An 8706-nucleotide genomic window follows, 5' to 3' on the forward strand; every position below is an offset into this window, starting at 1 on the left:
CGCCGGGGCGGGGCGGCGGGCGGCGGCGCTGGCAGGCGGGCGCCGGGGGGGCCGGCCCGCGCCTCCGGTAGGGTTGCGGCGTGACTGAGGTAGAGATCGGCGTTTCCAAGCGCGCGCGCCGCGCCTATGCGTTCGACGACATCGCGATCGTCCCGAGCCGGCGCACCCGCGACCCCCGAGACGTGTCCGTCAGCTGGTCGATCGACGCGTTCCACTTCGAGTCGCCGATCATCGCGGCGCCGATGGACTCGGTCGTGAGCCCGGCGACGGCAATCCGCATCGGCGAGCTCGGGGGCCTCGGCGTCCTCGACCTCGAGGGCGTCTGGACGCGCTACGACGACCCGGAGGCGGTGCTCGCCGAGATCCGCGGGCTGCCCGAGGACGAGACGGTCGCCCGCATGCAGCAGATCTACGCCGAGCCGATCAAGCCCGAGCTGGTGACGGCGCGCATCGCCGAGATCCGTGCCGCCGGGGTCCCCGTCGCCGGTTCGCTGAGCCCTCAGCGCACGCAGGATCTGTACCAGACGGTCGTCGACGCCGGCGTCGACCTCTTCGTCATCCGCGGCACGACGGTGTCGGCCGAGCACGTGTCGAAGACGACCGAGCCGCTCAACCTCAAGAAGTTCATCTACGAGCTCGACGTGCCGGTCATCGTAGGAGGCGCCTCCACGTACACGTCGGCGCTGCACCTCATGCGCACGGGCGCGGCGGGCGTGCTCGTCGGGTTCGGCGGCGGTGCCGCCAGCACGACCCGCGCCTCCCTGGGCATCCACGCTCCGATGGCGACCGCGGTCGCCGACGTCGCCGGTGCTCGTCGCGACTACCTCGACGAGTCGGGCGGACGCTACGTCCACGTCATCGCCGACGGCGGGCTCGGCACCTCCGGCGACATCGTGAAGGCCGTCGCCTGCGGCGCCGACGCGGTCATGCTGGGCGCCGCGCTGGCCCGTGCCACCGACGTGCCCGGCGGCGGGTTCCACTGGGGCGCCGAGGCGCACCACCCCGAGCTGCCGCGCGGCCGTCGCGTCCACGTGGGCCAGGTCGGCACGCTCGAGAAGATCCTCTACGGACCGGCCGACTCGGTCGACGGCCAGGCCAACATCATCGGCGCGCTCCGTCGCTCGATGGCGACGACCGGCTACAGCGACCTCAAGGAGTTCCAGCGCAGCGAGGTCGTCGTCGCTCCCTACCAGCCGCACTAGGCGACGTCGCCTCCCCAGGCGCCCCGATCTCACCTGGCGCTGCCAGCTGATCGGGCGTTGGATGGTCGCATGCACGGGTCCTCGGGCCCGCGACCGATCCGACGATGGAGGCACCGCATGGCCACGACCGCGACCGAATCCCTCTCCGCGAAGCTCGGGCCAGACGAGCGCGAGCGCGCCGTCCAGGCGCTGAAGACCGAAGAGCTCGACATCCTCGTGATCGGGGGCGGGATCGTCGGGGCAGGCTCTGCCCTCGACGCGGTGACGCGGGGCCTGAACGTCGGCATCGTCGAGGCCCGCGACTGGGGCTCCGGCACCTCGAGCCGTTCGTCGAAGCTGGTGCACGGGGGCATCCGCTACCTCGAGCAGCTCAACTTCCGCCTCGTGCGCGAGGCCCTGATCGAGCGCGGCCTGCTGCTGCAGCGCCTCGCGCCGCACCTCGTCAAGCCCGTGCGGTTCCTCTACCCCCTGAGCAAGCCGGTCTACGAACGCTTCTACATCGGTGCCGGCATGGCCCTGTACGACATCTTCAGCTGGACGGGCGGGCGTCCTCCCGGGGTGCCCCACCACCGCCACCTGAGCAAGACGCAGGTGCTGCGGGCGATCCCGAGCCTCTCGAAGGACGCGGTCGTCGGCGGCCTCACGTACTACGACGCCCAGGTCGACGACGCCCGCTACGTCTCGTCGCTCGTGCGCACGGCGTCGAGCTACGGCGCCCACGCCGCCAGCCGCGTGCGGGTCGAGGGCTTCGTCAAGGTCGGCGAGCGCGTGGTCGGCGTGAAGGCGCACGACTACCAGACGGGCGAGCACTTCGAGATCCGTGCGAAGCAGGTCGTCAACGCGACCGGCGTCTGGACGGACGACACGCAGGCCATGGTCGGCGAGCGGGGCCAGTTCAAGGTCCGCGCGTCGAAGGGCGTGCACCTCGTGGTGCCCCGCGACCGCATCCACTCCGACATGGGCATGATCTTCCGCACCGAGAAGAGCGTCCTGTTCGTCATCCCGTGGGGCCGCCACTGGCTGGTCGGCACGACCGACACCGACTGGGACCTCGACAAGGCGCACCCGGCGGCGACGGCGGCCGACATCGACTACATCCTCGAGCACGTCAACAAGGTCATGGCCGTGCCGCTGACCCGCGACGACGTCGAGGGCGTCTACGCCGGTCTCCGGCCCCTGCTGGCCGGCGAGTCCGACCAGACCTCGAAGCTGTCGCGCGAGCACATCGTCGCGCACACGGTGCCCGGCCTCGTGGTCGTCGCCGGCGGCAAGTGGACGACCTACCGAGTGATGGCCGAGGACGCGATCGACGAGGCGGTCGCCGCGCTCGACGGCCGCATCCCCGAGAGCACGACGATGGAGATCCCGTTGCTCGGCGCCGAGGGCTACCACGCCGCCTGGAACAAGCGCGGCAAGATCGCGAAGCAGCTCGGCGTCCACAAGGTGCGGGTCGAGCACCTGCTGAACCGCTACGGGACGTTGACCGACGAGGTCCTCGCGCTGGTCCGGGAGCGTCCCGAGCTGGCCGAGCCCCTGCCGGGTGCCGACGACTACATCGGGGCCGAGGTCGTCTACGCGGCCAGCCACGAGAGCGCCCTCCACCTCGAGGACGTGCTGGCCAGGCGCACCCGCATCTCGATCGAGGCGTGGGACAGGGGCGAGTCCGCCGCTCCCGTCGCCGCGAAGCTGATGGCCGAGGTGCTCGGCTGGTCCGACTCCGAGACCGAGGAGGAGGTCGGCAACTACCTCAAGCGCGTCGCGGCAGAGCGCGCGAGCCAGCTCGAGCCCGACGACGAGTCCGCCGACCGGGTCCGCCTCGAGGCCCCCGACATCACCTTCGGGTTCGACGAGGACGACATGGTGGTGCCCGGCGCCGACCAGGGCGGTGCGCCGAAGCCCGACGAGGACGTCGTGGAGCCCGCGGGCACGCCCGGCGACGACACGTCGGCGGACGCCCCGGGCGGCCGCTCGAGCTAGCACCCCGAGGTCGCGACGCGACCAGGCTGCAGGAGGCGCGGTGCCCGCTGGTCGGGCACCGCGCCTCCTGCGTCCGCCCGTCGAGAACACCGTGTCGTTCCGGGAACACCGGGGGAGAGGCGCGGGTTGTCCACCGCATGAGCAGCCCGGTGTCCGCGTCCGTGCCCGTCGCTAAGCTGAGACGACTGCCCCTGAGTGACCTGGAGTCGGACCATGGCTGATGTGCGTCGAGTGAAGCTCCCCGGTGTGGGCGTGCTGCACACCTTCGTCACCGACGACGGCGGCAAGTGCGGGGTCATCACGCACCGATCGGGCCACAGCGACCTGATCACGTTCAGCGACGACGCCGACGGCGCCGACGTCAAGAAGGTGTCCCTCCGCCTCAGCGAGGACGAGGCGCACACGCTCGCCGAGCTGCTCGGCGGCACGCGCATCACCGAGTCCCTGTCGGCGCTCGACCAGATCCCCGGCCTCAGCATCGACTGGTTCACGGTCGACTACGACGACCACATCGCCGGCCAGCCGCTCGGCGACCTCGGCGCCAAGGGGGTCGTCGGCCTCACGGTCGTCGCGGTCGTGCGAGGTGACGCGGCGAACCCGGCGCCGTCGGGCGACTTCAAGGTCTTCCCGGGCGACACCCTCGTCGTGGCCGGCAGCCCCGAGAAGGTCGCCAAGGCCTTCGCCTGGTACCGCACGGGCGAGCTGCGCCACCGCAGCCCGGTCGACGCCCCGCCCGGGAGCTGATCGCCGGTGCACCTGGGTGAGGAGCTGGTCGTCCTCGGCGTCCTGCTGCTGATCGCCTACGGGCTGGGCAGGGCAGGCAAGCTGATCGGCCTGCCGTCCATCCCGATCTACATGATCGTCGGCCTGCTGGCGAGCACGAACACCGGCTGGTTCCCGATCAGCTTCGACTCGCACAACATCGAGCTCATCGCGATCTTCGGGCTCATCCTGCTGCTGTTCAACCTCGGCCTCGAGTTCGACCAGGACGAGTTCTTCTCGAACGCGGGTCGCCTGATCGTCTCGGGCGGCAGCTACATCGCCGTCAACATGGGCGTCGGCCTGGTGTTCGGCTTCATGCTCGGCTGGGGCACGCGCGAGGCGCTCATCATCGCCGGCATGACGGCGACGTCGTCGAGCGCGATCGTCACGAAGCTGCTGATCGAGCTGAACCGCCTGGCGAACCGCGAGACGCCGATGATCCTGGGCGTCACCGTCGTCGAGGACATCTTCATCGCCATCTACCTGGCGATCGTGTCGGTGGTGCTCAGCGGCGAGACCGACCCGCTGCCGGTCGTGCTCAAGCTGGTGGTCGCCTTCGCGTTCCTCGTCGCGATGTTCGCGGTCGCGAGATGGGGCGGCGCCGTCGTGTCGAAGTTGATGCGGACCCGCGACGACGAGCTCTTCACGGTGCTGTTCTTCGGCCTCGCCGTGCTCTTCGCGGGCCTCGGCGAGATCCTCGGCGTGACCGACGCGATCGGCGCGTTCCTCATCGGCCTGATCATCGGCGCGACTCGCTACCGCAACAGGGTCGAGCAGTTCGCCTTGCCGATGCGCGACGTCTTCGGCGCCTTCTTCTTCCTCAACTTCGGCCTCGGCCTCAACCCGTCGCTGTTCCCGAGCGTGCTCGGACCCGTCGCGATCGCGGTCGGCATCACGATCGCCCTGAACGTGATCGCGGGCCAGTTCGTCGCCTGGCTCAACAAGCTCGGGCCGCAGGCGGGCATCAACACCGCCGTGATCCTGCAGAACAGGGGCGAGTTCGCGCTGATCCTCGCGACCCTCTCGGCCGGGGCCGGGCTCGACGAACGTCTGCAGCCGTTCGCGGGGCTGTACGTCCTGATCATGGCGGTGCTCGGCCCGGTGCTCGCCTCCAACTCCGAGAGGATCGGCGGGGTCGTGCTGCGCACCCGCCGGCGGGCCGAGCGCGAGGCGAGCGAGGCCCGGCGCCTCGAACGCGACGCGCGCCACTCGGAGGAGATCGCCCTGATGGAGGCGGCGCTCGCCGGGGACGAGCCGGGCGCCTCGCGCCAGGGCGACGGCAGCGGCCGCAGTGCCGAGGCGGACGCCGACGACGAAGAGGCCCTGCTCGGCACGCGCGAGCGCGCTGCCGCCGAGGCGGCAGCGGAGGCCGACGCCGATGCCGACGCCGCGGACTACGACGACCTCGACGAGCAGGACAGGGCCCGGGCCGCGATCCTCGCCGACCAGGCCGGTCAGCAGTCCGACCAGCGGGCCACGCGTCAGCGCGACCCCGAGTACTGACCCCGAGTCGAGCCCGAGTACTGACCCCGAGCGCTGACGCCGGGTGCTGACCAGGTCCCGATGCAGGTCGCGCGCACGGTAGGCACCCAGCAGGCTCCCGCGGGGGCGCAGGTACCATCGGGCTCGTGACCCGCACCGAGAACCCTCCCGTCTCGAGCGACGTCGACGTGCCCGCCTCCATGTGGGAGGTCGCCCGGCGCCCCCGCTGGATCGCGATGCTCGCCCTCTGCCTCGTCATCTCGGGCATCTTCGCCTGGCTCGGCCACTGGCAGATCGAGCGCAGCGTCGAGAGCGGGCAAGAGGTCAACCCCGGGACCGAGACGGTCAAGGTGCTCAGTGACGTCGTCGACCCGCAGTCGCCGTTCTACGACCGCGTCGGCGGGCAGATGGTCACGCTCACCGGGCAGTTCTCGCCCGACGACTACCGCGTCGTCGTCGACCGCTACAACGGCGGCGACCCCGGCTCGTGGCTGATCGGCCGTCTCGTCGACGACGTCGACGGGTCGTCGGTCGTCGTGGCCCTCGGCTGGAGCAACGACGAGGGCGGTGCCGAGGCCGCCGAGCGCGCCGTGCCGACGGGAACGGTCACCGTGACCGGTCGGTACATGCCGAGCGACCAGCCCTCCGACGGTGACTTCAAGGGCGGCCGCGAAAACGTCGTGTCGGTGCCCATGCTCGTCAACGAGTGGGCCGACCTCGACGGCGACGTGTACTCCGGCTACGTCGTCTCGGCCGACCCGGTCGACGGCCTCGCCGCCATCGACTCGGTGGCGCCCGAGAGCGACCGCTCGCTCAACTGGCTGAACGTCTTCTACGCGATCGAGTGGGTCGTGTTCGCCGGCTTCGCGATCTTCCTGTGGTTCCGGCTGGTGCGAGACCGGTTCGAGCGTGACGTCGACGAGGCCGAGGAGGCGCGGCTCGAGGCCGGGACCGCCTCCTGACCTGCTCCTCCTGCGGTGGTCGACCCGCGCCTCCTGCGCTGGCTCGACGACGACCGACCCCGCCCTGGCGCCGCCGCCTCCGCGGGTAGGATCGAGGCCATGCCCCTGAAGCCCCGGCAACGCGACATCCCGAAGATCCCGGGTGCCGTCAAGTTCTACAAGATCTCCGCCTACGTCACCGGCGTGATGCTGCTGCTGCTCGTCTTCGAGATGGCCTTCAAGTACACGCCCCTGCAGCTCGAGATGCAGCTCGGCGGCGAGGGCGGGTTCCTCGTGCCCGTCGACTCGATCACCACCGGCTTCAACCTGTCGACCGCGATCCTGATCGCGCACGGCTGGCTCTACGTCGTCTACCTCTTCGCCGACTTCCGCCTCTGGAGCCTGATGCGCTGGCCGTTCTCGCGGTTCATCATCATCGCGCTCGGCGGCGTCGTGCCGTTCCTCTCGTTCTTCGTCGAGAGCCACATGACCAAGCTGGCGATGCGTGAGCACGCAGCGCTGGTCGCCGAGCCCACCCCCAGCACCCAGGGAGCCCCCGCGTGACAGAAGCCACCGAGACGGCCCAGAGCCCCGTCCTCGTCGTCGATTTCGGGGCGCAGTACGCGCAGCTGATCGCACGTCGCGTTCGGGAGGCCAACGTCTACTCCGAGATCGTGCCGCACACGATCACCGCTGCCGAGATCGCGGCGAAGAACCCCGTCGGCATCGTGCTCAGCGGCGGTCCGTCGAGCGTCTACGAAGAGGGCGCGCCGGGTCTCGACCCCGCGATCCTCGAGCTCGACGTGCCCGTGCTGGGCATCTGCTACGGCTTCCAGGCGATGGCCAAGGCCCTCGGCGGCGAGGTCTCGCGCACCGGCCAGCGCGAGTACGGCGCGACCGACGTCACCCTCGCCGCGGGCGACAGCACCCTGCTCTCTGGCCAGCCGACCTCGCAGACGACGTGGATGAGCCACGGTGACTCGGTCTCGAAGGCGCCCGAGGGCTTCGACGTGCTCGCGTCGAGTGCCGCGACCCCTGTCGCCGCGTTCTCGAGCGATGCCCGCAAGCTCTACGGCGTGCAGTGGCACCCCGAGGTGAAGCACTCGTCGTTCGGCCAGGCCGTGCTCGAGAACTTCCTGCACCGCGCCGCCGGCATCCCCGCCGACTGGAACAGCGGCAACGTCATCGCCGAGCAGGTCGCCCGCATCCGCGAGCAGGTCGGCTCGTCGCGCGTGATCTGCGGTCTGTCCGGAGGCGTCGACTCGGCCGTCGCGGCCGCCATCGTCCACGAAGCGGTCGGCGACCAGCTCGTCTGCGTGTTCGTCGACCACGGCCTGCTGCGTGCCGACGAGCGCCGCCAGGTCGAGGAGGACTACGTCGCCTCGACGGGCGTCCGCCTCGTCACGGTCGACGCCGAGCAGCAGTTCCTCGACGCGCTCGCCGGCGTCACCGACCCTGAGCAGAAGCGCAAGATCATCGGGCGCGAGTTCATCCGCAGCTTCGAGGGCGCCGCCGAGGCGCTCGTGCTCGAGGCCGCGGCCGAGGGGGAGTCCGACGTCAAGTTCCTCGTGCAGGGCACGCTCTACCCCGACGTCGTCGAGAGCGGCGGCGGCACGGGCACCGCGAACATCAAGAGCCACCACAACGTGGGCGGCCTGCCGGAGGACCTGCAGTTCGAGCTCGTCGAGCCGCTCCGCACCCTCTTCAAGGACGAGGTCAGGGCCATCGGCCGCGAGCTCGGCCTGCCCGAGGTCATCGTCGGCCGTCAGCCGTTCCCCGGGCCCGGCCTCGGCATCCGCATCATCGGCGAGGTGACGCACGAGCGCCTCGAGCTGCTGCGTCACGCCGACGCCATCGCGCGTGCCGAGCTGACCGCCGCCGGCCTCGACGGCGACATCTGGCAGTGCCCCGTCGTGCTGCTCGCCGACGTCCGCTCGGTGGGCGTGCAGGGCGACGGCCGCACCTACGGCCACCCGATCGTGCTGCGCCCGGTGTCGTCGGAGGACGCCATGACGGCGGACTGGACGCGCCTGCCCTACGACGTGCTCGCCAAGATCTCTAACCGCATCACGAACGAGGTCGACGGCGTCAACCGCGTCGTGCTCGACGTCACGTCGAAGCCGCCGGGCACCATCGAGTGGGAGTGAGCGGGTGGGTCTCGATGCGGAGCATCGAACCCGCTCATTCCGGGGAAGCCTGCGACCCCGGTGCCCACCAGTAGGTGCTGAGCACCGCGTTCCGCAGACGCCTCTGCGAAGCGTGCTGAGGCGCGGTGCGAGCCTGCGGGCAGCCTCGCACCGCGTCCTAGGCGAGAAGGGACGTCGTACCGGTGGGCCCACCGG

7 protein-coding genes are annotated in these 8706 nt (G+C 70.8%); all 7 read left to right on the plus strand.

Going from position 1 to position 8706, the window contains the following annotated elements; all coding sequences use genetic code 11:
• The first annotated feature begins 80 nt into the window (after positions 1-80).
• The 7 genes from RWM17_RS09355 (at position 81) to guaA (ending at position 8511) form a co-directional block, all read left to right on the plus strand.
• Positions 81-1202, plus strand: coding sequence for a GuaB3 family IMP dehydrogenase-related protein (locus RWM17_RS09355; protein WP_123547732.1), 1122 nt, complete (start codon positions 81-83; stop codon positions 1200-1202).
• 117 nt (positions 1203-1319) lie between these two features.
• Entirely contained in the window at positions 1320-3179 is a 1860-nt protein-coding gene (locus RWM17_RS09360; RefSeq protein ID WP_314103013.1) for a glycerol-3-phosphate dehydrogenase/oxidase, read from the plus strand.
• A 231-nt stretch (positions 3180-3410) separates the two neighbouring features.
• On the plus strand, positions 3411-3923 hold the full coding sequence (locus RWM17_RS09365; protein ID WP_233569095.1) for a cation:proton antiporter regulatory subunit: 513 nt from the start codon (positions 3411-3413) through the stop codon (positions 3921-3923).
• Between the two features lie 6 nt (positions 3924-3929).
• Positions 3930-5444 carry a cation:proton antiporter gene (locus RWM17_RS09370; protein WP_314103015.1) on the plus strand — a complete coding sequence of 505 codons (1515 nt, stop codon included), beginning with the start codon at positions 3930-3932 and terminating at the stop codon, positions 5442-5444.
• Between the two features lie 125 nt (positions 5445-5569).
• On the plus strand, positions 5570-6385 hold the full coding sequence (locus RWM17_RS09375; RefSeq protein WP_314103017.1) for an SURF1 family cytochrome oxidase biogenesis protein: 816 nt from the start codon (positions 5570-5572) through the stop codon (positions 6383-6385).
• 99 nt (positions 6386-6484) lie between these two features.
• Positions 6485-6928 (plus strand): DUF3817 domain-containing protein, encoded by a 444-nt coding sequence (locus tag RWM17_RS09380; protein WP_123547737.1) that lies wholly within the window; start codon positions 6485-6487, stop codon positions 6926-6928.
• A complete protein-coding gene (gene guaA / locus RWM17_RS09385; RefSeq protein ID WP_192040759.1) occupies positions 6925-8511 on the plus strand; it encodes a glutamine-hydrolyzing GMP synthase in 1587 nt (528 codons plus the stop codon). Before RWM17_RS09380 ends, guaA begins: the two co-directional genes overlap by 4 nt.
• The last annotated feature ends 195 nt before the right edge of the window (positions 8512-8706 follow it).

Origin of the sequence: uncultured Frigoribacterium sp. (assembly GCF_963515265.1) — a bacterium.
In the GTDB taxonomy this organism is placed as follows: domain Bacteria; phylum Actinomycetota; class Actinomycetes; order Actinomycetales; family Microbacteriaceae; genus Frigoribacterium.